General features: G+C 52.6%; 20 protein-coding genes. 13 read left to right on the top strand and 7 right to left on the bottom strand.

Features of this window, described 5'->3' with window-relative positions; all coding sequences use genetic code 11:
* Positions 1 to 52: 52 nt before the first annotated feature.
* Genes R3I13_RS04565 through trmB form a run of 3 tightly spaced genes read right to left on the bottom strand, consistent with a single transcriptional unit; the run spans position 53 to position 1254 of the window.
* A complete protein-coding gene (locus R3I13_RS04565) occupies positions 53 to 409 on the bottom strand; it encodes an MGMT family protein (RefSeq protein ID WP_346316742.1) in 357 nt (118 codons plus the stop codon).
* The gene (locus R3I13_RS04560; RefSeq protein ID WP_346316741.1) at positions 378 to 575 is read right to left on the bottom strand and encodes a DUF5522 domain-containing protein; all 198 of its coding nucleotides are present in this window, start codon (positions 573 to 575) and stop codon (positions 378 to 380) included. Before R3I13_RS04560 ends, R3I13_RS04565 begins: the two co-directional genes overlap by 32 nt.
* Positions 547 to 1254 (bottom strand): tRNA (guanosine(46)-N7)-methyltransferase TrmB, encoded by a 708-nt coding sequence (gene trmB, locus R3I13_RS04555; RefSeq protein ID WP_346316740.1) that lies wholly within the window; start codon positions 1252 to 1254, stop codon positions 547 to 549. Before trmB ends, R3I13_RS04560 begins: the two co-directional genes overlap by 29 nt.
* A gap of 417 nt (positions 1255 to 1671) precedes the next feature.
* Between trmB and R3I13_RS04550 the strand changes: the two genes are divergently transcribed.
* The gene (locus R3I13_RS04550) at positions 1672 to 2139 is read left to right on the top strand and encodes an Lrp/AsnC ligand binding domain-containing protein (RefSeq protein WP_346316739.1); all 468 of its coding nucleotides are present in this window, start codon (positions 1672 to 1674) and stop codon (positions 2137 to 2139) included.
* Positions 2140 to 2237: 98 nt separating this feature from the next.
* Here R3I13_RS04550 and R3I13_RS04545 read toward each other — a convergent pair whose 3' ends face one another.
* Positions 2238 to 3284, bottom strand: coding sequence for a tryptophan 2,3-dioxygenase family protein (locus R3I13_RS04545; protein ID WP_346316738.1), 1047 nt, complete (start codon positions 3282 to 3284; stop codon positions 2238 to 2240).
* A gap of 128 nt (positions 3285 to 3412) precedes the next feature.
* Complete coding sequence (locus R3I13_RS04540) at positions 3413 to 4198, bottom strand: SDR family oxidoreductase (protein WP_346316737.1); 786 nt, start codon at positions 4196 to 4198, stop codon at positions 3413 to 3415.
* A 172-nt stretch (positions 4199 to 4370) separates the two neighbouring features.
* On the opposite strand from R3I13_RS04540, the gene R3I13_RS04535 reads away from it, so the two are divergent.
* From R3I13_RS04535 to R3I13_RS04480, 12 genes are all read left to right on the top strand, one after another.
* Positions 4371 to 5096 carry a DUF4290 domain-containing protein gene (locus R3I13_RS04535; RefSeq protein ID WP_346316736.1) on the top strand — a complete coding sequence of 242 codons (726 nt, stop codon included), beginning with the start codon at positions 4371 to 4373 and terminating at the stop codon, positions 5094 to 5096.
* Positions 5093 to 6403: a UDP-N-acetylglucosamine 1-carboxyvinyltransferase gene (gene murA, locus R3I13_RS04530; RefSeq protein WP_346316735.1), complete on the top strand. Its 1311-nt coding sequence runs from the start codon at positions 5093 to 5095 to the stop codon at positions 6401 to 6403. The genes R3I13_RS04535 and murA overlap by 4 nt, the downstream gene beginning before the upstream one ends.
* An 8-nt stretch (positions 6404 to 6411) precedes the next feature.
* Positions 6412 to 6978 carry a guanylate kinase gene (gmk, locus tag R3I13_RS04525; RefSeq protein WP_346316734.1) on the top strand — a complete coding sequence of 189 codons (567 nt, stop codon included), beginning with the start codon at positions 6412 to 6414 and terminating at the stop codon, positions 6976 to 6978.
* Between the two features lie 59 nt (positions 6979 to 7037).
* Positions 7038 to 8306 (top strand): hemolysin family protein, encoded by a 1269-nt coding sequence (locus tag R3I13_RS04520; RefSeq protein WP_346316733.1) that lies wholly within the window; start codon positions 7038 to 7040, stop codon positions 8304 to 8306.
* Between the two features lie 644 nt (positions 8307 to 8950).
* Positions 8951 to 9796, top strand: a complete 846-nt coding sequence (gene tatC, locus R3I13_RS04515) for a twin-arginine translocase subunit TatC (protein ID WP_346316732.1) — start codon at positions 8951 to 8953, stop codon at positions 9794 to 9796.
* Positions 9797 to 9831: 35 nt separating this feature from the next.
* Positions 9832 to 10290: a ribose 5-phosphate isomerase B gene (gene rpiB, locus R3I13_RS04510; protein WP_346316731.1), complete on the top strand. Its 459-nt coding sequence runs from the start codon at positions 9832 to 9834 to the stop codon at positions 10288 to 10290.
* A 208-nt stretch (positions 10291 to 10498) separates the two neighbouring features.
* Positions 10499 to 12052: a M28 family peptidase gene (locus R3I13_RS04505; RefSeq protein WP_346316730.1), complete on the top strand. Its 1554-nt coding sequence runs from the start codon at positions 10499 to 10501 to the stop codon at positions 12050 to 12052.
* Positions 12053 to 12149: 97 nt separating this feature from the next.
* Positions 12150 to 13235 (top strand): tetratricopeptide repeat protein, encoded by a 1086-nt coding sequence (locus tag R3I13_RS04500; RefSeq protein WP_346316729.1) that lies wholly within the window; start codon positions 12150 to 12152, stop codon positions 13233 to 13235.
* Positions 13236 to 13301: 66 nt separating this feature from the next.
* The gene (locus tag R3I13_RS04495; protein WP_346316728.1) at positions 13302 to 15626 is read left to right on the top strand and encodes a UvrD-helicase domain-containing protein; all 2325 of its coding nucleotides are present in this window, start codon (positions 13302 to 13304) and stop codon (positions 15624 to 15626) included.
* Positions 15627 to 15837: 211 nt separating this feature from the next.
* Positions 15838 to 16299, top strand: a complete 462-nt coding sequence (locus R3I13_RS04490; protein WP_346316727.1) for a regulatory protein RecX — start codon at positions 15838 to 15840, stop codon at positions 16297 to 16299.
* Positions 16300 to 16372: 73 nt separating this feature from the next.
* Complete coding sequence (locus R3I13_RS04485; RefSeq protein ID WP_346316726.1) at positions 16373 to 17164, top strand: amidohydrolase; 792 nt, start codon at positions 16373 to 16375, stop codon at positions 17162 to 17164.
* Between the two features lie 32 nt (positions 17165 to 17196).
* Entirely contained in the window at positions 17197 to 18885 is a 1689-nt protein-coding gene (locus tag R3I13_RS04480) for a glycosyltransferase family 39 protein (RefSeq protein ID WP_346316725.1), read from the top strand.
* Between the two features lie 54 nt (positions 18886 to 18939).
* Here R3I13_RS04480 and R3I13_RS04475 read toward each other — a convergent pair whose 3' ends face one another.
* Positions 18940 to 20568 (bottom strand): hypothetical protein, encoded by a 1629-nt coding sequence (locus tag R3I13_RS04475; protein WP_346316724.1) that lies wholly within the window; start codon positions 20566 to 20568, stop codon positions 18940 to 18942.
* A 62-nt stretch (positions 20569 to 20630) separates the two neighbouring features.
* A complete protein-coding gene (locus R3I13_RS04470; RefSeq protein WP_346316723.1) occupies positions 20631 to 22322 on the bottom strand; it encodes a RagB/SusD family nutrient uptake outer membrane protein in 1692 nt (563 codons plus the stop codon).
* Positions 22323 to 22324: the final 2 nt, after the last annotated feature.

The raw sequence follows: 22324 nt of genomic DNA, 5'->3' as shown, positions 1-22324 counted from the left end.
AAAAGTAAACGGGACCTGTAATGATGTAAAGGTATTGAAAGTAAATAAAGCGCTACTGTTTCTTTTTAGGGAGCGGCGGGTTCCAGAACACTTTGTCGAAATGCTGCACCTGGTCGTTCTTCACTTCGATGCCTTCTGCTTCGAGCAGCTCCTGCATGAGGGTGGGCGTGGCGAAGTGATGTTTGCCGGTGAGCAGGCCTTTGCTGTTCACCACGCGGTGCGCGGGCACGGGTTTGGCCGCAGAGCCCGCGGCGTTCATGGCCCAGCCCACCATCCTGGCGGAAAGCCGGATGCCGGCCCTCTCTGCGATGGCGCCATAGCTGGTTACGCGCCCTTTGGGGATGCGCCTTACAATGGCATACACCGTATCCAGGAAATTAGGCTCCTTTTTGGGCTTTGCGGGCGGCAAGGAGGCGGCTTTTTTTATCTTCGGGGACGTTTTCATAATCAAAAGGACAATGCAGGCAGCCATTTCCGCAACAATAACCCCGCTCACGATGATATTTTTCCGTGAGCACTACATACCCCTGCTCATTGTAATAATAATCAATATTCTCTTCCAGCTGCTTCTTCATCCGTATCCAGGTTTACCGCTTTCCAGTCTATCGGTTGCGCGGGCAATACAAATTTAAGGAACCGGATGGTTCTGCCATCGGCCAGGTGCATGCCTTCGTAATAGGTTTGTATGCGCAACAGCGGCGATATCTCTGCCTGGGCGTACACGTCGGGAATGTCCATGAGTTTCGTGCAGCCGGTCTTAGCGATCACCATGCGGGTGAAGTCGTACAGCTCGGTAGAATCTGTTTTCAGGTTGATGGTGCCTCCCGGCGCCAGTATCTGCTGGTAGAGGGCCAGGAAACGCGGGTGCGTAAGGCGTTTTTTGGCTTTGGACTGCCGCAGGAACGGGTCGGGGAAGGTGATCCAGATGTCTTTCACCTCTCCGGGCGCAAAATAATCCGTAAGGGCTTCGATCTGTGTGCGGAGAAAGGCTACATTGGCTAAATTCTCATCCAGGGCGGTCTTTGCGCCTTTCCAGATACGGTTCCCCTTCAGGTCTACCCCTGTAAAGTTCTCCCCGGGAAACATCCGTGCCAGGCCAAGGGTATAATCTCCCTTGCCGCAGGCCAGTTCCAGGGTGAGCGGGTGGGTATTGTCAAAATGTTTACCCCAGGCCCCCTGCATGTCTTTCGGGTAGATCAGCACGTTGGGGAATGTCTCGATCTCGGCGAATCTGATAAGTTTTTTGTGTCCCATGAGGGGGCAAAAGTAATAAAATTGGGGCCGGGCATAAAAAAAGCGTACAAGTTTCAAACTTATACGCTTCTTTTGCTGTAGGAGTAGGATTCGAACCTACACGAGGCAGTTAGCCATAGCACAAATAAGATTAGTGGTCAACCCATTACGCTACGTTTATCCCGTGATCCTCACCCCCGAGACGAGAGGGCATGTCTGCCAATTCCATCACCCCACAAAGTTGGAATTCTTCCAGGCAGATTAAACCTCTTTTAAGCTGCTTTCCACCCGGAATGGAATGGTTGTTTACAACGATTATGATGCAAATCTAAAGAGAGAGGGTATTTTTTGCAAATATTTTAATGGAAATTTTGGAAATTTCGATATTTTTTAAATATTTGCAAGTAAGTTTAAAACATTCAAAAACAATTTGTCAAAATGAGCCACAATTTGAATATTGACAAACTGGACCTACAGATCATCAGCGAGATGATGTCTAACGCCGAAATCTCCTATGCAGACCTTGGTAAGAAACTGTTTGTTTCCGGGGGTACCATCCACGTTCGCATGAAGAAATTGCAGGAACTGGGTATAGTTAAAGGTACGAGATTACACGTAGATTTAAAAATGATCGGCTACGATGTGATCGCCTTTATCGGCATTTTCCTGGAAAAAAGTTCCATGTACGATTCCGTAGCGAAAGAGCTGCGGAAAATGCCGGAGATCGTTCGGCTGAACTACACCACCGGTGGCTGGAGCATGTTCGCCGAAATTATCTGTAAAGACATCTCGTCGCTGCGCCGCGTGCTGCACGACGAACTGCAGAAGATCAAAGGGATAGAACGCACCGAAACATTCATTTCGCTTGAAGAAAGTTTTACGCGCACCATCAATGTTGTAGAGTAGGCAACAGTTTCCACGGTTATGAGTAAAGACAAAAAGGATGGCGGCCGCCGCCACCCTTTTTGTCATTTTTAAGCCTGGCTGTCCTGCGGCGCATATCGCTATTGAAAACCGAGCCGCTGCCCCATTTCATGGCTGAGCGCAGGCAGCTTCCGCCGCTCTATCAGGAAGCTGGTGAGCCGCGCAATTTCCGCGAATATGAAGTGCTTGTCCAGCGCGCCTTTCAGGTAATCCTTCCCCGTACTGCCTCCCGTTCCGATGCGCGAGCCGATCATCCTGTGCACCATGCTCATATGGCGGTACCGCCAGGTGCTGAGCTGCTCGTCTATTTCCAGCAAACTGCTGAGCAGCTGGAAAGGCAGTTGCAGCAAGGGATAGCCGCGGTACAGCATGATAAACAGCGCTGCGCGGCAGGCTTTCGGTGAAAGGTTCCTTTCGCCGCCGGCGTTTTCGTCGGCAAATACGGTGTTGAAATATTCCCGGTTGTTTTGTTCCGCTTCGGCAAGGCCGCCGCTGTACAGCTGCCGGTAATCCTGCCAGAAGATGTGCTCCGCGCCGGGAACCGTGGCAGTCATGGGCCGGTAGTTCGTCCAGTTGCCAGGTTCGTCGAAGAAGGGCATTCTTTCCAGCCATTCGTTCAGCAGGGTGAGAATGCTTTTTTCGTTTTCCGCTTTGCGGATGATGTCGATCTTGTCCTGCCTGAGCTGGGAGATATAATACTCCTGCCCGAAGCGGTGCTTGTATTGCAGGCCCAGCCTGGCTTCCAGCGCTTTGAACTGCCAGCTCTGGAACCCTGACGCAGGGCGGAGCATATCACGGAAATCGAGGAAGTCCATCGGCGTCATGGTTTCCATCACATCTATCTGGTGCACCAGTAGCTTGAGAATGGTAACCATGCGCTGCAAGCGGTGCACAACGGTTTGCAGCTCCGGCGAATTGTCGTTCACCGCGGGCTTGTTCATGATATCCGCCACTGAATCCACTTCATACAGCAGTTGTTTGAACCAAAGCTCGTACGCCTGGTGGATGATGATAAAAAGCATTTCGTCGTGGGCGGGAAGCTGGTGTTTATCGCTTTCCGGGAACTGGGCGTTCAGTATATTCTCTAATTGCAGGTAGTCGCCGTATTGCACATTCGTGTTCGTCATAAAGTTTGAGTAAAGGGTAAAGTAATACAATGGGCCCTCGCGGGCCGTTACAGGTAATAACGGGCGGGAATGTGCTCAGGTTGGACTTTTGATGATATTCTTCCAGATATTCATGTGGCGGGTGAAATTTAAAGGGAAGGGGTTTTGCCGCCGTCTACCGGTAAATTGATGCCGGTGATGTAGGAGGCTGCCGGCGAAGCGAGGAAAGCGACGGCTGCGCCGAACTCCGCCGGGTCGCCGAAGCGTTGCATGGGAATTTCCAGCCGCCATTCTTCGGCAACGGTCTCTACGGGAATGCCCCGCATGTCTGCATTGGTCTTGAAAATGCTCTTCAGCCGGTCTGTGGTCATGGAGCCGGGCAGCACATTGTTTACCGTAATGCCGAACGGCGCCAGCTCGTTGGCCAGCGACTTGGCCCAGCCGGCCACTGCGGCACGGATGGTGTTGGATACGCCCAGGTTTTTAAGCGGCGTTTTAACGGAGGTGGAGATCACCTGGATGATGCGGCCATAGCCGCTGGCTTTCATGCCGGGCGCCACGGCCTGCGCCAGCACCTGGTTGCATACCACGTGCATTTCAAAAGCCTGCATGAAAGCGCCGCCTTCCGCAGCCAGGATAGGGCCGCCGCTCGGGCCGCCGGTATTGTTGACGAGGATGTGCACGATCTGTTCGTTGGTGATGGCGCTGATCGTGGCCCTCACTTTTTCCGGTTTGTTGAAATCCGCGACGAAGTAATTATGCTGCTGCCCTTTGGAAGTATCCAGCGAGGCTACGGCAGCCGTGAGGTTTTGCTCATTGCGCGCCAGCAGGATGCAGGAGGCGCCCAGCAGGGCCAGTTCTTTGGCGGAAGCGAGGCCCAGGCCCTGGGATGCCCCGCATATCACGGCGGTTTTACCTGACAGCGAAAGATTCATGCCGTAAAAGTAAGGAATCGCAGGCTGCCGGGATGCAGCATAAATATTTTTCATTAAGTTTGCATGAGCTTGACTGCACACATAGCCGTTCCGCACCCGGGGATTTTTTGTTACTTCGCGAATGAACGGCTGGTAATCAATCACTTTTACGGAATTTTTTTAAATTACAGCAATGGAATATAATACCGCCCGCAACCATCTCATCATGCGCGAGTATGGAAGAAATGTACAGCGGATGATCGAATACATCCTTACCATTAAGGACCGCCAGCACCGCCAGCAACAGGTAATGGCCGTGATAGAGCTGATGGGCACCCTCCAGCCGCACCTGCGCAACGTGGAGGATTTCAGGCATAAACTGTGGGATCACCTGTTCCTGGTGTCCGACTTCAAACTGGATGTGGATTCGCCCTACCCGATCCCCACCCGCGAAACACTGCGCGCCAAGCCAGACCGCCTGCCTTACCCGAAAAAATACCCGCGCAACCGCCACTTTGGCAAGAACCTGGAGATGGTGATAGACAAGGCGCTGGCTGAAAACAATCCTGAAATGAAGGAAGGGTTCACCCAGGTGATCGGCAATTACATGAAACTGGCTTATAACAACTGGCATAAAGAAAGCGTGCACGACGATGCTATCAAAGGCGAGCTGGGAGCCATCACCGGCGGCAGGCTGCAATACCAGCCCGGCCCGGGCGGCAGCAGCGCCAATGTGCAAACCAACCAGCCCTCGTTTAACAGCTACGGGCCCGGCGAGCAGCAGTTCAGGTCCGGCGGCGGAAGCGCAGGCCAGGGCGGCAGCAGCCAGAAGCGCAAAGCTTACCAGCAGAACAAGTTCAAGCAGAATTCAGGGAAAAGCAATAAACACAACAAACACAACAAAAACAGGAACAAGTGAGCAGCGCTTTCGAAGTAAGAGGCGGCAACCGTCTGAAAGGAGAAATTATACCGCAGGGAGCAAAGAACGAAGCATTACAGATCATCAGCGCGGTACTTTTAACACCTGAAAAAGTAACCATCAGCAACATCCCGGACATCTTGGACGTGAACCTGCTGATTGAGCTGCTGGGGGACATCGGCGTGAAGGTGAACCGCGTAAGCCGTGCCACCTGCGAGTTCCAGGCAGACGATATCGATTTCGTATACCTCGAAAGCCCCGAATTCAAAAAGAAATCCGGCCGCCTGCGCGGCTCCGTGATGATGGCAGGCCCCCTGCTGGCACGGTTCGGCAAGGCATACATCCCCAAACCCGGCGGCGATAAGATAGGCCGCCGCAGGCTGGATACGCACGTGATCGGCTTTGAAAAGCTGGGAGCGGCCTTTGTTTACGATACAGACGATAATTATTTCCGCCTGGAGGCCAAAACCGGCCTGAAAGGCACTTATATGCTGCTGGACGAACCTTCCGTGACCGGCACTGCCAACATCGTGATGGCGGCCGTACTGGCTCAGGGTACCACCACCATTTACAACGCGGCCTGTGAGCCTTACCTGCAGCAGCTTTGCAAAATGCTTAACAGCATGGGCGCAAAGATCAGCGGCGTAGGGTCCAACATGCTCAACATCGAAGGCGTTGCCGGGCTGAAAGGCTGCAGCCACGCCATGCTGCCGGATATGATCGAGATCGGCTCCTTCATTGGCCTCGCAGCCATGACGCAGAGCGAGATCACCATCAAGAACGCCGGCATCCAGCACCTGGGCGTCATTCCTGAAAAGTTCCGCCAGCTGGGCATCCAGCTGGAGATCAAAGGCGATGATATTTACATCCCCGCGCAGGACAGCTACGAGATCCAGACATTTATCGACGGCTCCATTTTAACGATATATGATAATCCCTGGCCAGGCTTCACGCCCGACCTGCTGAGCATTGTGCTGGTAGTAGCCACACAGGCCAAAGGCAGCGTGCTGATCCACCAGAAAATGTTCGAAAGCAGGCTGTTTTTCGTGGACAAGCTGATAGACATGGGCGCGCAGATCATCCTCTGTGATCCGCACCGTGCCGCAGTGATCGGCCTCGGAAGGCAGCATAAGCTCAGGGGGATCACCATGAGCAGCCCCGACATCAGGGCCGGGGTAGCCTTGCTGATCGCCGCGCTCAGCGCGGAAGGCAAGAGCACGATCCATAACATTGACCAGATAGACCGTGGCTACCAATACATAGATGAGCGCCTGCGGAACCTGGGAGCAGACATCAAGCGCGTGTAAACCATATCATGTCAGCACACAAGATCATTATTATCACCGCGCCTTCAGGGGCCGGTAAAACAACCATTGTGAAGCGGCTCCTGGGCGAAATGCCCGGGCTGGCCTTTTCCATTTCCGCCGCCACCCGCTCCCCCAGGGAGTGCGAGGTGCATGGCCGGGACTATTATTTCATGACGCCTGATGAATTTCAGCAGCATATTGAGCAGAACGACTTTGCCGAATACGAAATGGTGTATGCCGGGAAATACTACGGTACGCTGAAAAGCGAACTGGAGCGCATCTGGGCGAACGGGCAATATCCCATGGTCGATATAGACGTAAAAGGAGCGTTAAGCATCCGGGAGAAATACCACGATGCGGCGCTTACTATTTTCATACAACCCCCTTCGCTGGAAGCGCTCCGCGCGCGCCTGAGCGAGCGGGGCACCGAAACGCAGGCTTCGCTGGATGAAAGGCTGGGGAAGGCCCGGTACGAGCTTTCCTTCGCCAGTGAATTCGATCACATCGTGGTGAATGAAGACCTGGAAAAAGCATACCGGGAAGTAAAGGCCCTTGTGGAAAACTTTTTAGGCTGACGACCGGCGTTGGTCAACCAGCCGCAGGGACATATTGCTAATTTCATATCTTTGTCTGGATGGATATTTCTACGATCGTTTTACTGGTATTAGTGATCCTTGTCGCCGGCTTCTTCGCCGGCATGGAAACAGCTTTCGCCAATGTGAACAGGCTGAGTATTGAACTGAAGAAAAAGCAGGGACGCGCCACCGGGAAGATCCTTTCCGGTTTCAACGAGCATCCCGCGCGTTTCCTCGCCACCAGCCTCATCGGGCTCACGATCAGCATTGTTGTTTACAGCATGCTGGTGGCCGGCTGGCTGGATTCTCTCTGGGCGCTGATATTTTCCGAGAATGAAATGGTGCAGTACGTGGTGATGACCCTGCTGGTGGAAATACTGGCGGCCACGCTGCTGATCCTGTTCTTCGGCTTCTTCATCCCCCGCAGTATTTTCCGCTCACGCCCAGAAGCCCTGCTCGGCTTTTTCGCCCTGCCCATCTCCGTGCTTTCCAAGCCGCTGTATATCCTTGGCAACATGCTGGAGTCCATTTCCGAATGGATCCTGAAATACCTGTTCAACGTGCGGATCACGGAAAACAAAAGTTCCTTTGCCCGCGTGGACGTGGAATATTTCATCCGCCAGAGCCAGCAGCACATGGGCGAAGGCCAGGAGCTGAACACCGAGCTGTTCGAGAACGCCCTGAGCCTCGTGCACGTAAAGATCAGGGGCTGCCTCATTCCCCGGAAAGAGATCGAAGCGCTGGACATTAACAGCAGTATCTCCGAAGCCAGGAAGAAATTCATTGATACAAAACTCTCCAAGGTCATCATTTTCGAAAATAATATTGACAATATTCTCGGATATGTGCACCAGCTTGACATGTTCAAGAACCCTGCGGACATCCGTTCGGTGATCCACCCCATCCTGGCCGTACCCGAAACCATGAGCGCGATAGACCTGCTGAGCAAGTTCAACAAAGAACGGCGCAGCATTGCCTGGGTGGTAGACGAATTTGGCGGCACTGCCGGTATCGTGACGATCGAGGATGTGCTGGAAGAAATTTTCGGCGATATCAAGGATGAGCATGATGTGGAAGAATTCGTGGAGAAGCAGATCGCGGAAAAGGAGTATATCTTTTCCGGCAGGCTGGAGCTGGACTACCTCAACGAGCGCTATGGCTTCGATTTCCCGGAAGACGAGAGCGAAACTTTATCCGGCTATATTATTTCCCATTACGAAACGATCCCGAGGCTGAAAGAGCGGATCATCATCGACGATTATGAGTTTGATATACTCAACGTGACGGATACGCGGATAGAAATGGTGAAAATGAAAATCCTGAATTAATGAATCCGGCGCGAAAATTGCTATATATTTAACAGCCGAAAGGAAACATATTGTTCTGATAAGAAAGTTACCGCAACAATAAAAATTTCAACCCGGTGTTTACACCTTGGTAAACAGCATCTTAAAGAAATAGCTATTTAGAAATTATTTTTTTGTGTAATATTACTATTGATTATACTTGCTAAATCGTTTTTTAAGGGAGTAGTAGTAAATTAACACGAATTGAATTAACATAGGTGCTGATACGTAACACAATAATTTGATTTTTGTTAAAAGGTTGTAAAAAACTTTGTTGTAACATTGATAATACGATATTTCTTTCTATTTTTGTTTTAGAAATTTAAAAGCTCTGTAGCGGTTATAACTTATATCTGATAGCTTGCCATAAAGGAATGAGTTATTACTTAACAGAAGCGAATAAAGACATTCTCGAATTCAACTTTTTTGGGGTTAACAAACAATGGATGAAAGGCCGGCTCTTGATTCTTCTCGGGCTGGCTCTTTTTTTTTAAGGATAATTTAAGCCCCGCTTCCCCTTCTTCTTACTTTTCCTTCTTTTTTAATTCTTAACTTGTCCCGTTTTTAAGCTAGACTATTCACCTGGCGCACGTTATATTTGTGCTCCTGATTTTTATTAAGCATACATGTTAAAGAAGTTATTTTCAAGCAACGAGGAGAAGGCAGAGATGTCGTTTTTTGACCACCTGGAAGAGCTCAGGTGGCACCTGGTGCGCTCCGCGGCTGCCATCGTGATACTGAGTATTTTCGGCTTTGTGTTCACCGACTGGATATTGACCAATGTAATCTTCGGGCCAACCCAGGCGTCTTTCCCGACCTACCAGTGGCTTTGCAAGGCCAGTCATGCGCTGGGGTTTGGAGATAAGATGTGCATCACGCCACCCAAGATACAATTCCAGAATACCAAGCTTGCCGGGCAGATCACGCTGCAGTTCAAGCTGGCTTTCATACTCGGCATCATCGGCGCGTTCCCGTACATCTGCTGGGAGTTCTGGCGTTTTGTGCGCCCCGCGCTCAAGGAAAATGAAGCCAAAGGCTCCAAGGGCGTTATCTTTTGGGTGAGCCTGCAATTCCTGATGGGCATCGCTTTCAGCTACTTCCTCATCGCGCCTTTCATGATCAACTTCCTGGCCAGCTACACAGTGTCTGAGGTGATCAAGAACGACTTCTTCATCGACGATTATTTCGCCCTCATGACCCAGATCATCCTGGGGATGGGCGCGCTGTTCGAAATGCCTATCCTGGTATATTTCCTTACCAAGCTCGGCCTGCTTACGCCGGAGTTCATGCGCACCTACCGCCGCCACGCCGTTGTCGTAATACTCATACTGGCCGCCGTGATCACGCCGCCCGACGTATTAGACCAATTGCTGGTTTTCGTACCTTTATACCTGCTGTATGAAGTGAGCATCGCCATTTCAGCGAGAACATACAAAAAGATGGAAAAGGCTGAAGCCGAAGAGTGGAGCTGATAACAGCAAAGCAAGAACAAACAAAAACGCAGGTTATGGAACAACTGACATTCAATCTCGAATTACCCGTTGCGATCGGTTCAGACCACGCAGGTTTTGAATATAAAGAAGAAGTGATCTCCTACCTGGAGGGCAAAGGCGTACAGGTAAAGGATTTCGGCACTTACTCGCTGGATTCCGTGGATTACCCTGACTTTGCGCACCCGGTGGCGGGCGCCGTGGAAGCCGGTTCGCACGCTTTCGGCATCCTGATATGCGGCAGCGCCAACGGCGTGGCCATCACGGCGAACAAACACCAGGGCATCCGCGCGGCCATTTGCTGGGGCGATGAGCTGGCCCGCCTGGCCCGCAGTCACAACAACGCCAATGTGCTTTGCATCCCTGCCCGGTTTGTAGATCAGGCTACGGCGAAGGAAATGGTGGACATTTTCGTGGAAACCCCTTTCGAAGGCGGCCGCCACGAAAACAGGGTGAAGAAGATCGCCTGCGCATAAACGAAGAAATTATGACCCGGAAGGCTGTTCAACAAAGGACAGCCTTTTTTATAAATGCCGGGAAACCCGCCAGGATCATAGCTTTGCAGCCGCGAAACCCAGGCCCCGGCGTGATCCGTGCGGCTGCGGCGCAGCAGGTAGCCCGCTTTTGATGAGTGGTAGCGGTTACAACAACAGTAAACCTTAATTTTAGAGATAAACACAACCAATGAAAAAACTCCCGCTTCTGGCGTCACTGCTGGCCGTAGGAACCGTAGCCTGCGCACAGGTGGCCAAAAAACCGGTGAAAGCCGTACCGGCCACTGCATTTGCGAAAGGCATTACCCCGGCGGACCTTAAAAAACACCTCTACATTATTGCAAGCGATGAAATGGAAGGCCGCGAAACCGGGACCCCCGGTCAATACAAAGCCGCCAGGTACATCGCAGACCAGTTCAAACGCGTGGGCCTGCAGCCCGGCGCCAACGGGCAATGGGAACAGCCTTTCAGCCTTTTCCAGGATACGCTGACGCGCAGCGTCATTACCGCCGGCGGTAAAACCTGGGAATTCGGCAACGGCTTTTACAGCTCCGTGCGTGAAACCGTGAACCAGTCGATGGGGCAAACGCCTGTAGTGTTCGCCGGTTATGGCATTACGCATGAACAATACGACAGTTATAAAGACCTTGACCTGAACGATAAGATCGTGCTTATTGCAGACGGCGAACCGCTGAACGCGGAAGGCAAACCGCTGATCACGCGGGCGCAGGGCGCGCCTGCCCCGGCACTGAAAGACAAGCTGCGCGCCGCCGCGAACAAAGGCGCGAGGGCCGTATTCCTCGTGTCTGACCGGGTGCCCGCCATGGGCCGCGCCGGCGACAGGCTGCGCCGCACCGGCTTGTATTTCCCGACCATGACCACCATGGAGTTCATCCCCAACGCTTATTTTATTTCACCGGAAGTGGCTACCGCCATACTGGGCAAGCCCTGGGCCGACCTGACAGCGGGCCTCAAAGCCGGTAAGCCGGAAGCGGCCACCGGCCAGGTGTCTGAGCTGGTGTTTGAAAAAGGGCAGAACGAGATCAAGTCCAGCAACGTGCTTGGCATTCTTCCCGGAACGGATAAAAAGAATGAATATCTTTTCATCACTGCGCACTACGACCACATTGGCGTGATCAACGGCAAAGTGCATAACGGCGCAGACGACGACGGTTCCGGCACCGTGTCTGTCATAGCCATGGCAGAGGCTTTCATGAAAGCGAAAAAGGCAGGCAAAGGCCCGCGCCGCAGCATCGTGTTCATGACCGTGTCCGGCGAGGAAAAAGGCCTGCTCGGCTCCCGTTATTATACAGACAATCCCATTTACCCGCTCAGCGAAACCGTTGCAGACCTGAATATCGACATGATCGGCCGTATTGATGCGGACCATGCGAAAGACAGCAACTACGTATACATCATCGGCGACGACAAGCTCAGCTCCGACCTGCGGCCCATCAGCGAAGCCGCCAACCGGCAAACCAAGCTGGCGCTGGATTACCGGTACAACGATCCCAACGACCCGAACAGGTTCTACTACCGCTCCGACCACTATATGTTCGCGCAGCATAAAATTCCGATCATCTTCTACTTCAACGGCGTGCACCCCGATTACCACGGCGAAGGCGACGAGCCGCACAAGATCAGCTACGGCCTGCTGGCAAAACGCGCCCAGCTGGTCTTTTACACCGCCTGGGATATCGCCAACAGGAACGAACGCCCTAAGGTGGACCGGAATGAAAAATAAGATCATTTAAAAGGGAGGCTGGAAAGTCTCCCCTTTTTTTATATGTTGTTTATGGAAAAACCGTTTTTCCCGAATCCCTTTCCTACAAATAACAGCCATGTTTAGAAAAACAATTTCCCTATGCCTGCTGCTTGCCGCCGGGATGGCCGCCGCCGCACAATCTACCGGCCGCGAGCTTGCGCAGGAAAAAAAAGACAAAGCCATCGCCCTGATGGACGACGGCAAAATCGAGCCGGCCATTGCCCTGCTGGAAGAATCCGTAAAGCTGGACCCTGACGATCCCACCTACGAATACGAGATAGGCTATGCGAAATACCTGGCCAAAGATTATGATGCGGTGATCAGCATCATGAAGAAACTGATGAAGCACAAAAAATCATTCCCCCACATATACCAGCTGCTGGGCAACAGCTACGATATGACCGGCAAGCCGGACAAGGCCATCGATACCTACGAAAAAGGCCTCCGCGAATTCCCCAAAGCCGGCAACCTCTACCTGGAACTGGGCGTGATGTATATGGGGAAAAAAGATTACGACAAAGCCATTGAATATTTTGAAAGCGGCGTGCTGGCCGCGCCCATGCATTCTTCCAACTATTACTGGCTGGGGAAGCTATTCTGCAATTCCAATAACGAGCTGTGGGGGCTGATCTACGGCGAGCAGTTCATTAACCTCGAAAGGGGCAGCAAACGCACCGAAGAGATGAGCAAACTGTTATTCCTCACTTACAAAAGCGGCATCACCTTTCCTTCAGACACGTCGATTAAGATCGACCTGGCCAGCCATACCATCAACCTGAATATGAAAGACCTGAAAAAGGACGGCCTGAAACTGCCTTACGGGATCACCGTGTATGAGCCTACACTCTCGATCGCCGCCGCCGGCGAGAGAAATATCAACCTGGCATCGCTTCACCGCATCCGCGGCAAATTCCTGGAGATCTATACCGGCAACGAAAAATTCCGGAAATACATCAACCCGCTGTTTGACTACCAGCAGCAGGTAAAAACAGCCGGGCACCTGGAAGCCTACAATTACTGGGTGCTCAGCCAGGGCGACCCCGAAGCCTTTGATGAATGGAGGGCCGGGAATAAGACCGCCTGGGACGATTTTATCAACTGGTTCAAGGCAAACCCGCTGAAGATAACGGAAGACCACGTGTTTGACCGGAGTAAACACTGAGTTATCCACCTAATTTCGCAGTCCGCCGCGCAAATCGTACTTTTACAGCCTGCAAAAAATCCATTGATGAAGGCAAACTATTTAGACGATCTGAATGAGCGGCAGCGGGAAGCTGTCACCTCCCTGCAAGGGCCATTAATGATCATTGCGGGCGCGGGTTCAGGAAAAACCAAGGTACTGACGACCAGGATAGCCCACCTCATGCGCAACGGGGTGGACGCTTTTAATATATTGGCACTTACATTTACCAATAAGGCGGCAAAGGAAATGAAAGAGAGGGTGGAAAAGATACTCGGCGGCAATGAAGCCCGCAATCTTTACATCGGCACCTTCCACTCCGTGTTTGCCCGCCTGCTGCGCAGCGATGCGCCCAAGCTCGGCTATCCAAGCGACTTCACCATTTACGATTCAGACGATGCGAAGAGTGTGGTGAAGACCATCGTGAACGAGCTGAACCTGGATGACAAACATTACAAGCCCAACCTCGTATACAACCGCATTTCCGCTGCCAAAAACAGCCTGATGGGGCCGGAAGCCTACATGCAGGATTATTACATCCAGCAGGAAGACCAGCGCGCCAGCCGCCCGCTGACCGGCAAGATCTACGACATGTACGCCAAACGCTGTTTCAAGAACGGCGCGATGGACTTCGACGACCTGCTGTTCAAAATGTACGTGCTGCTGAAAAGTTTCCCGGACGTGCTGGCCAAATACCAGCATAAGTTCAAATACATCATGATCGACGAGTACCAGGATACCAACCCGGCGCAGTACGAGATCGTGAAGCTGCTGGGAGCAGTGCATGAGAACATTTGCGTGGTGGGCGACGATGCACAGAGCATCTATTCCTTCCGCGGCGCCACCATCCAGAACATCCTGCAGTTTGAAAAGGATTACGACGATGTGAAAGTGGTGAAGCTGGAGCAAAACTACCGTTCCACCAAAAGCATCCTGAACGTGGCCAACGAGGTGATCGCGAAGAACAAGGGACAGATCGAAAAGAACCTGTGGACAGACAATGTTGAAGGCGAGAAGATCAAGCTGGTGCGCACCAATACCGATAACGAGGAAGGCAAGCTGGTGGCGGATACCATCGCGGAGCAGAAGCTGCGCAACCACTACAGCAACCGCGACTTCTGCATCCTTTACCGCACCAACGCACAGAGCCGCGCATTCGAGGAAAGCCTCCGCAGGATGGCTATCCCGTACAGGATCTACGGCGGCCTTTCTTTCTATCAAAGGAAAGAGATCAAGGACTTCATCGCTTACCTGCGCGTGATCATGAACTCCCGTGACGAAGAAGCGATCAAACGCATCATCAACTATCCCGTTCGCGGCATCGGCAAAACCACTATCGAAAAGGTTTCCATTTATGCGAACGACCAGAACATCACATTCTGGGAAGTGCTGGAAAGGGCTAAGGAATTCGGTTTCAAGGCAGGCACGCTGGAAGCGATAGACGGCTTTGTGACCATGATCCAGAGCTTCCGCATCATGCTGGACAAACACAACGCTTACGAAATAGCGGTGCAGGTAGGTAAAAGCACCAACATCGTGAAGGAACTCTTCAACGACAAGACCACCGAAGGGCTTGCCCGTTACGAGAACATCCAGGAATTGCTGAACTCCATCAAGGAATTCACCGAAACCCCCAACGAAGACGGTGAGCTGGAAGACAACAAATCCCTGGGCGTATACCTGCAGCAGATCACGCTGCTTACGGATGCAGACAATACCAACGACGAGAACAGCGATGTGGTGAAGCTGATGACCATCCACGCAGCGAAAGGGCTGGAATTCCCGGTGGTGTTCACCGTGGGGATGGAAGAAAGTCTTTTCCCCAGCGGCATGTCCATCAACTCCCGCGAGGAGCTGGAAGAAGAAAGGCGTTTGTTCTACGTGGCCGTAACCCGCGCCAAATCCCGCCTTTTCCTCACGTATGCCAACAGCCGCTACCGTTTCGGGCAGCTGCAGCAGAACGAGCCGAGCCGCTTCCTGGAGGAAGTGCCCGAGCAGTTCCTGGACCGCAGCTATGCAGGCGGCGGCCTTCGCAACAGCGGCACTATGGGCGGCGGCGCTTCATGGGGCAACATGTTCGAGAAAAAGAGAACAGCCGCGCCTTCGCAGGGGCCCACTCCCGCAAGAACGGCCCCCAGGCCCGCACCGGCCACCGCCAGCAACCACACGCCCACACCCGGTTTCGCGGCGGACGATCCGGCGGAAATGGAGCCTGGTATGGACGTGGAACACCAGAAGTTCGGCTTCGGCAAGATACTCAGCATGGAAGGCGCGCCTAACAACCGCATTGCCACCGTGCTGTTTCCCAAAGGCGGCGGCGAGAAGAAGATCATGCTCAACTACGCCAAGCTGATGATCGTAAGGCAACAATAATCCCGTCATTGCGAGAAGCAGTAGAGCCAAGTGGGAGGGGCGACGAAGCAATCTCTTTCATTAAATGGAGATACTCCAATACCCTGACGGAGATTGCTTCGTCGCCCTTTCCGATGCTCAGAATCCCTTACTGCTCCTCGCAATGACGAGTTTTTTGCAACGAAGGCCGGAATCATTCTATGAGCCGTTTGAAATTGTAACAGATGAACCCATGAGCAGCAGCGATATATTGAAACTCCGCCACTATTGCGCCTACCAGGAGCGCTGCCATATGGAAGTGCGGGAGAAATGCCGGGAACTGAAGCTGTATGGCGAAGAAGCCGAAGCCGCTATTGCGCACCTGGTGGAAGAAGGTTTCATCAACGAGGAACGCTACGCCAAAGCCTTTGCAGGCGGCAAGTTCAGGATGCAGCAATGGGGAAAGAAAAAGATCAGCCTGGCCCTCAAACAAAAACAGATCTCCGATTACTGCATCCGAAAAGGGCTCGCGGAGATAGACCCCGACGCATACGAACAAACGCTGATCAACCTGGCCGAAAGGAAATATGCCTCCCTCCGCAGCGAACAGCACCTGAAACGCCGCTATAAAACCCTGCAATACCTGCTGCAAAAAGGCTATGAACACGGGCTGGCGCAGGATGCGATTGAACAAATCGCAAAAAAAGAGGATTAATGAAGGAAATATTTAAAACTTTCTAAGCCGCAGCGCCGTAAATTTGGAGTCGTTTTGCAGTAATCTCGAAAATATGTCTGATTTAACCGTTTCGCTCATACAGGCGAATTTGCATTGGGAAGATAAAGCGGCCAACCTGGCCATGTTCGATCAAAAGATCGATTCCATCAAGGAAAGGACGGAAGTGATCGTATTGCCTGAAATGTTCAGCACCGGCTTCAGCATGCAAAGCGAACGCCTCGCCGAAACCATGGACGGCAGCGCCGTTCAGTGGATGAAAGCAAAAGCGAAACAAAAGAACGTTATCATCACCGGCAGCCTCATTATCGAGGAGAACGGCGAATATTTCAACCGCCTCATCTGGATGCTTCCCAACGGGCAATATGGCATCTACAACAAACGCCACCGCTTTGGGTTTGCGGATGAAGATAACCACTACTCCGCCGGCGACAAACGGCTCATTGCCCAGGTGAAAGGCTGGAAAATAAACCTTACCATCTGCTACGATCTGCGCTTCCCCGTGTGGAGCCGCAACACCATACAGGAAAACGGCGAACCCGCCTACGACGTGCTCATCAACGTAGCCAACTGGCCCGAACGCCGCAACGTGCCCTGGAGAGCCCTGCTGCAGGCAAGAGCCATCGAAAACCAGTGTTATATGATCGGCGTGAACCGCGTGGGCAACGATGGCAACGACATCTATCACAGCGGCGACAGCAGCCTGATAGACCCCATTGGCGAGATCATTTACCACAAGGCGCACGACGAGGACGTGTTCACCTACACCCTTTCCCGCCAGCACCTGGACGAACTGCGTGCGCGCTTTCCCTTTATGAAAGATGCAGACCGGTTTATGATCCTGTAAATTGAACGGGAACTTACCTAACTTCGCGGACTATGATCCGCTTTTTTACCAAAGATCAATATAAGAACGGGGTACTGCTTCTCTGGGCTGTACTGGCGCTGTTCCAGGCCGGTTTTACTGAGCTGATGGACGATGAGGCGTATTATTGGGTATACTCCCGCCACCTGGACTGGGGGTATTTCGACCATCCGCCCATGATCGCGCTGCTGATCAAGGCCGGGTATGCACTGTTTCACAACGAGCTGGGCGTGCGCCTGGGCATGGTAGCCCTGAACGTAGGCACGCTGATTCTTACGGACAGGCTGATACCGCAGAAAGACAACCGCGTGTTCTACCTCATCCTCGCCGGCATGGGCGCCATGCAGCTGGGTGGCATGCTGGCCGTGCCCGACCTGCCGCTGATCTTTTTCGCCGCGCTGTATTTTTATATTTACCGTGGTTTCCTGGAATCGCAGAGCTGGAAGAACACACTGCTGCTGGGTTTCAGCATGGCGTTGATGTTCTACAGCAAATACCACGGCATCTTGCTGGTGTTTTTCACCGTGCTCAGCAACCTTTCCCTGCTGCGGCTTTACCGCTTCTGGATCGCGGTGCTGATTACGACGGCGCTATTCTTCCCGCATCTTTACTGGCAGTACACACATGGTTTCCCCTCGCTGCAATACCACCTGGTGGAGCGCAACTCCAACCGTTACCACTACAGTCACACGCTGGATTACGTGCTGGGACAGGTGTTGCTGTTCGGCCCGCTGGTGGGCTGGCTGATACTGTATTACGCTTTCCGCACACCGGTGGTGAATGCTTTCGAGCGTGCGCTGAAATTCAGCCTGGTTGGCGTTTTGGTGTTCTTCCTGTTCAGCACCTTCAAAGGCCGCGTGGAAGCCAACTGGACCGTGATGATCTTCACGCCGATGTTCATCCTTGCGCACCAGGGCATTGTAAGGCAGGGTTATTCCCCGAAGATCTTCCGATATACCTGGGTGATCTCTCTGCTGCTGGTATGCGTTACGCGCGTGTACATGGTGTGGGACTTTATGCCGGGCGTGCGCGTACGGCCGGAGATCCATCACAACCGGGAATGGACGGCTGCCATCGCTGAAAAGGCAGGCGGCAGGCCGGTGGTGTTCCTCAACAGTTACCAGCGGCCTTCAAAATACATGTTCTATACCGGTCATGAATCGTATAGCCTCAACACCATTCCCTCGCGCCGCAGCCAGTATAATTTCTGGCATACCGAAGAAGACCTTTGGGGAAAAGAAGTGCTGATAAGCGCGCCGGACGCGTATTATTTTGAAGGGGCCAAGGCTGAAGATACACTGATGACGGCCCAGGGCGATTTTTATAACCGCATCGAAAAAGAGTATTATTCATATTCGCTGATACAGTTTATTCCCGCTGAAGAATCATTCACCATTCACGACGACAGGTCTGTTACGGTGCGGTTTGCGGTGAAGAATGGTTACGATGTACCGGTGAAATTCCCGGCTTCGAAATTCCCCGAGATAGGATATACGATCTGGAACAAAAACGACTTTAAAAAAGAAGTGCACCAGCAGGACCTCCGCGAGGTATTGAAACAGGATAGTGTAGACATCGTGATCTACCCGCCCGCCGGCGTATGGGGCGAGTTTAAAGTGAAAGCCGGCATCTCCGCGCCGCCATATCCATCTTCCGGTATGACGCACAACAGCCCGGTGATAAAGCTGCATGTCGAATTCTGATCATAAAAAAAAGCCCCGGAGTTTATCCCGGGGCTTTTTCTGATAATGGATATTTTAAAAGTTTATCACCATAACATTTTGCTCAGGACTCAGCCGCCAGGCCGTCACATTGCCCGGTGTTGAAAAAGTTCCTTTTCCCGCTATTAATGTGTAACCCATTTTTTCAAAACTGCAATCGATCTGCTTTGCATTGATCTTCACAAAAGGAAGCTGTTTGCCTTCTGCTGTGGTGAGATCAAAGAACCAGTTTACATCTGCGCCTCTCAGCTGCATCACCGCTTTTTTCTCATCCAGGTCTATCTCCAATGTGCCTTTTACTGATTGGAGAGGCCAGCTGATATGCAGTGTGGACGCTCCTTTCCGGGAGAATGCCGCTTTCCCGCCTTCTAAAGGCACTTCCTTTCCATCTATCACGGCTTTAAGGCGCGCGCCTGCAAGATTGCCTTTTTTGCTCCAGAGATAACCGTCTATTACCGGTAAAGTGAAGAAAGAACACTCGTTGGAAGTAGCGGGTTGCGTTTCGTAGGACGATGGGAATTTTTCATTGAAAAGATGAATGTCCCGGATGCGCAGTGTCCCGTTTTCCCACAGCAGGTTGATGCGGTAGAAGCGGCTGTTGAACCAGGCTGTTTGCTGATCGCTGCCGCTGATGTCCTGGCTGACAGTGAATGATGTGGCAGGAGTGACCTTGTAAGTTTTTTTGAACCACCTGCCGGAAGCTTCCAGCGTTTCCAGTCTTATTTTACCTTCATCGCGCAGGCGCGCGATCAGCGGCATTTGTATCCCGAAACCTTTGCGCATGGCGTTCCAGGTGAAAGAATTTTCCTGGCCCGCCTGCGTGTAATTGAATCCTACAGACGGATCGTCGGTAAACGTCTTGAAAAACCAGTTCACCCATGCTGAATCGCCACCGCCGAAATTATAAACGGGCTCAAGCGTTACTACTCCCTGCCTTGAAGAACCTAACCCGTGATCGTATTGCCGCACGGGGTCGCTGCCCAGCAGCCTGAACACCGGTACCGGTATCTGCTGGTCCTCATGCTGCGCGGGCATATAGGAGTTGATCCTGCTGGGATAATAAGCCTGGTTCCAATAACCGCCCCAGAGCGTATAACCATCGGTGCCATATTGGTCTTTGCAATTGGCGGACGCTACGATGTTGTACCGGCGGTGCATGTAATCGAGGCTGTAGGCATCGATGAACCATGATGCGACGGACTTTGGATAATACCCGAATATTTTTTTGAAATCCGCCATGTACACATCGATCAGCTTTTTCCGCTCTTCCTGCGTATAGCCGGTAGAGAAGCCGATATCCGCATGCCAGTCCCAGGGAAAGCGGCCGCGCCATTTCAGCCCGGCCTTTTCCACCAGCGGCTGCGGTATCTCCCACCAGGCGCCGATCTCGAAAGAGGCTGGCAGGCTTTTCAGCAGTTGCTGATACCTTGGATCCATCAGGGCATCATACTGCAACAGGAAACTCCCGCCAAGCCTGTACTTTTTCATAATATCGACCTGCTTTACGACGGTCTGGTACAATACGTCCTGTGTGATGGCCGCATTCCGCGGCTCCAGCAGGCGGATGAAGTTCACGATGTTCACGATCTTGGGCGGCCGCTGGGCGCGCGCCTGGAGGGTGATGATAGCAAATACAACAGCAACAAGGTATCCTGCGGATTTCATGCCTGATCTTTTTGTTTTTTATTTTAAAATGACGGGCGCCGTATGCCGGCGCCCGTTGAATATTACCAGTTGGGGTTTTGCGGCAATGTGTAGCCGTTGGATGAATAGAAGGCCACCTCCCTGGCCGGCAACGGCTGCAGGTAATGTTTCTGCGCGTTGAACACGCGGTTGGTCTCGGAGATCAGGAAGCCGTTCGCGTCCGTCCGGTTCTGGTAAGCGGGATCGCTGTACAGCGGATATGTTTGCCATGCGGAGCCTTTGATCTTAATGCCTTTGATGTCTTGCGCGAGTTCTGTTTCGGCAGTTTTCCATCTTCTCAGGTCGTCGTAACGGAAACCTTCCAGCGCCAGCTCCACCGTGCGCTCACGGCGTACCTCCGTGCGCATGTCCAGGCCATTGGCCGTTACGAAAGCATTGGTCAGCTGCGGCATGTTCACGCGCGTTCTTAACAGGTTGACGGACCGGTTGAGATCATTATCCGAGATGGCGCCTGTTCTTTCAAATACCGCTTCTGCATAGATCAGCAGCACTTCCGCGTAGCGGATCAGGTGCCGGTCGTAGTCAAACATGCTGGCATCCCCGTTTTGCCCGCTGTTATTGGCTACCGGGTCTTCAGACATGTATTTGTTGAGGATGTAGCCGGTGTTGAAGTTACGTTGCGGTTTATCGGGGTAGTTCGCGATCTTGTTCACGGGGAAGAACACGCGGTTGGTGAGCGTTCCGGGGATGATCATGGTCATCGTCATGCGCGGGTCGCGGTCCTGGAATTCGGAGGTCATGGTAGCATAACCCTGGAACACGGTGCCGGGGCTTGTAATGGGCAGGCCGTTTTTGTCGAGATACATGTCTGCCAGCTTTTTGGTGGGATTGTACCCGCTGCCGTCGTATTGGTAAGGCATGTCATGCCCGAGTATGTTCCTCGCATAACGGCGGTCCAGGATAGATTCATTGGAATCGTCTCCCGGTTCGAGGAAAAGATAACGGTAGCTTTGCGCGCCGCTTCCGTTGTATAATGCATACCGCCCGCTGGTGATCACCGAATCGGCGCTGGCGGCCGCTGCTTCGAGATATTGGTTCGCAGTTGCCTGGCCCCGGAATTTTTCCCAGGTACCTTCATACAGCGCCACCCTGGCTTTCAGCGCAAATGCGGCCCCCCGTGTGATGCGCCCGATGTCAGGCTTGGAAAGGTCGGACTGCAGCGGCAGGTCTTTCACAGCATCATCAAGGTCTTTCAAAATAAAATCTACCGCCTGCGCCTGCGTGACGCGGGAAGAGAACAGTCCGGCATCGTCTACCTTCAGCACATTCGTGATCAGCGGCACGCCTCCATAGCGGCGCACCAACTTCCAGTAATACCAGGCGCGGAAAAACCTTGCTTCGGCTACGTAGGTCCTGATGCCCGCGTCCTGCAGGGATCCGCCCTGCTCCAGTATTTTATTGCAGTTGCGGATGTAACGGTAAGGGTCAGACCAGTTGCCGGATGTTTCAGATACTACCACAGAGCCGTTGCTGGTGCTGTTCGGAAAGTTGAATGCGATATCGGACTCCGTGTCCTCAAACCCGAACCTGTCCAGGCCTTTGTAAAGCTCGTTGGCAGCGAGTTTGAAGTCGTTGGCTGTTTTCCAGAATGTCGCGTCTGTCACATTCTCCCGCGATACGAGGTCCAGCTTGTTATTACAGCCGGTGGCGGCCACGAAAGCCAGCATCCATGCCGCGAACAATATTGTATAACTGTATTTGGATTGCATGATCATTG

The sequence above is a fragment of the Chitinophaga sp. YIM B06452 genome (assembly GCF_039655965.1).
GTDB lineage: Bacteria > Bacteroidota > Bacteroidia > Chitinophagales > Chitinophagaceae > Chitinophaga.
The sequence above is the reverse complement of the archived record's forward strand: the minus strand, read 5'-3'. Positions and strand labels throughout refer to the sequence as shown.

Coding starts and splice junctions, on each gene's coding strand:
- R3I13_RS04480 (WP_346316725.1), top strand. CDS start 17,197: ATGATCCGCTTTTTTACCAAAGATCAATATAAGAACGGGGTACTGCTT.
- R3I13_RS04505 (WP_346316730.1), top strand. CDS start 10,499: ATGAAAAAACTCCCGCTTCTGGCGTCACTGCTGGCCGTAGGAACCGTA.
- R3I13_RS04520 (WP_346316733.1), top strand. CDS start 7,038: ATGGATATTTCTACGATCGTTTTACTGGTATTAGTGATCCTTGTCGCC.
- R3I13_RS04485 (WP_346316726.1), top strand. CDS start 16,373: ATGTCTGATTTAACCGTTTCGCTCATACAGGCGAATTTGCATTGGGAA.
- R3I13_RS04490 (WP_346316727.1), top strand. CDS start 15,838: ATGAGCAGCAGCGATATATTGAAACTCCGCCACTATTGCGCCTACCAG.
- trmB (WP_346316740.1), bottom strand. CDS start 1,254: ATGGGACACAAAAAACTTATCAGATTCGCCGAGATCGAGACATTCCCC.
- R3I13_RS04495 (WP_346316728.1), top strand. CDS start 13,302: ATGAAGGCAAACTATTTAGACGATCTGAATGAGCGGCAGCGGGAAGCT.
- R3I13_RS04560 (WP_346316741.1), bottom strand. CDS start 575: ATGAAGAAGCAGCTGGAAGAGAATATTGATTATTATTACAATGAGCAG.
- R3I13_RS04545 (WP_346316738.1), bottom strand. CDS start 3,284: ATGACGAACACGAATGTGCAATACGGCGACTACCTGCAATTAGAGAAT.
- gmk (WP_346316734.1), top strand. CDS start 6,412: ATGTCAGCACACAAGATCATTATTATCACCGCGCCTTCAGGGGCCGGT.
- R3I13_RS04475 (WP_346316724.1), bottom strand. CDS start 20,568: ATGAAATCCGCAGGATACCTTGTTGCTGTTGTATTTGCTATCATCACC.
- R3I13_RS04540 (WP_346316737.1), bottom strand. CDS start 4,198: ATGAATCTTTCGCTGTCAGGTAAAACCGCCGTGATATGCGGGGCATCC.
- R3I13_RS04535 (WP_346316736.1), top strand. CDS start 4,371: ATGGAATATAATACCGCCCGCAACCATCTCATCATGCGCGAGTATGGA.
- rpiB (WP_346316731.1), top strand. CDS start 9,832: ATGGAACAACTGACATTCAATCTCGAATTACCCGTTGCGATCGGTTCA.
- R3I13_RS04500 (WP_346316729.1), top strand. CDS start 12,150: ATGTTTAGAAAAACAATTTCCCTATGCCTGCTGCTTGCCGCCGGGATG.
- R3I13_RS04470 (WP_346316723.1), bottom strand. CDS start 22,322: ATGATCATGCAATCCAAATACAGTTATACAATATTGTTCGCGGCATGG.
- tatC (WP_346316732.1), top strand. CDS start 8,951: ATGTTAAAGAAGTTATTTTCAAGCAACGAGGAGAAGGCAGAGATGTCG.
- R3I13_RS04550 (WP_346316739.1), top strand. CDS start 1,672: ATGAGCCACAATTTGAATATTGACAAACTGGACCTACAGATCATCAGC.